Origin of the sequence: Desertihabitans aurantiacus (assembly GCF_003344635.1) — a bacterium.
GTDB lineage: Bacteria > Actinomycetota > Actinomycetes > Propionibacteriales > Propionibacteriaceae > Desertihabitans > Desertihabitans aurantiacus.
On record NZ_QPKK01000502.1, the window covers coordinates 1 to 1,216 of the forward strand.

Sequence of the window (1,216 nt, forward strand, 5' to 3'; positions counted from 1 at the left end):
CGGCACCGCCACCACCATCCGGCTGGCCAGCACCGCGGCGGCCAGCCCGAGGACGGCGACCAGCCAGGCGTTGCGGACGACCGGCTGCCGGCCGCGGCGGACCAGCCCGAGGACGCCGAGCGCCAGGCACCCCAGCACCACCGGCGCCGTCAGCGCGAGCGGCACCGGCCCGCCGTCGAACCAGGCGGGTCCCGGGGTCTGGCCGAGCAGCAGCCGCCACACGGCGGCGGGCTCATCGGGGACGAGGGTGGGCGAGGGCCCCGTCAGCCACCGGCCGGGGTGGCGCACCAGGGTGGGCCACCAGGGCCCGAGCAGCAGCACCGGGACGCCGACCGCCACCGCCACCTGCGCCCGCAGCCGCGGCCGCAGCAGCAGGCCCAGCAGACCGGCCGGCACCAGCAGCACCAGCAGGGCCGGCTGCAGCGCCAGCAGCACGGTGGCGGCCAGCGCGACACCGAACGCGCCGCGGACCGACTCCAGACCGGGACGTCCGACCAGCCGGGTGGCGGCGCGCAGCAGCAACGGCAGCACCACCGCGACACCGACCGCGAGCAGCGAGCCGCGCTGGGCCGCGCCGAGCACGGTGGGCAGCAGCGCCCACAGCGCCGACACCCAGACCGCGGTCACCGGGTCGACGTCGAGGGCCCGCAGCGCGGCGCGGGCGGTGAGGAAGGCGAGCCCGACCGCACCGGCCAGCACGACCACCAGCACCCAGTCGGTGTGCCCGCCCAGCGGGGTGGCGAGCAGGGCGGCCAGCCCGACCCACGGCGGGGCGACGACTCCGTCGGCGGCGGTCACCGGGTCGAGGTAGCGGCCCCAGCTGGTGGTGAGGGTGGTGGCTCCGGGCAGCAGCTGGGTGGCGGTGAGCAGCCCCGGGGAGAGCGTCCGGCCGAAGACGCCGGCGACGAGCACGACGCCCACCAGCAGGGCCAGCGGGGCGTGCCACCAGGGCGCCCCGGCGTCCTCCCGGCCAGCGAAGTCGTCACCGGTGAGCTCGTCGAGGGAGGTGTCCTGGCGGCGTCCGCCGAGGTCGCGCCAGGCGTCGGAGACCGCACCGGCGACCCACTCGACGCCGAGCCTCAGGCTGTACCACCAGCGGGGGCGCAGCAGGTGCGCGGTGGCGCGGCCCTGGTCGGTGGCCGGGGCGGCGCCGACCCGCTCGCGCAGCCGGGAGCGGGTGCGCCGGCCGGCCAGGTAGCGGCGCAGCGCGCGCCAC

1 protein-coding gene is annotated in these 1,216 nt (G+C 78.9%); it reads right to left on the reverse strand.

Annotation, left to right across the window (positions count from 1 at the left end; genetic code table 11):
- Positions 1 to 1,216: hypothetical protein (locus DVA66_RS20520; RefSeq protein ID WP_198672014.1), on the reverse strand; the 1,216-nt coding region annotated here is incomplete at both ends.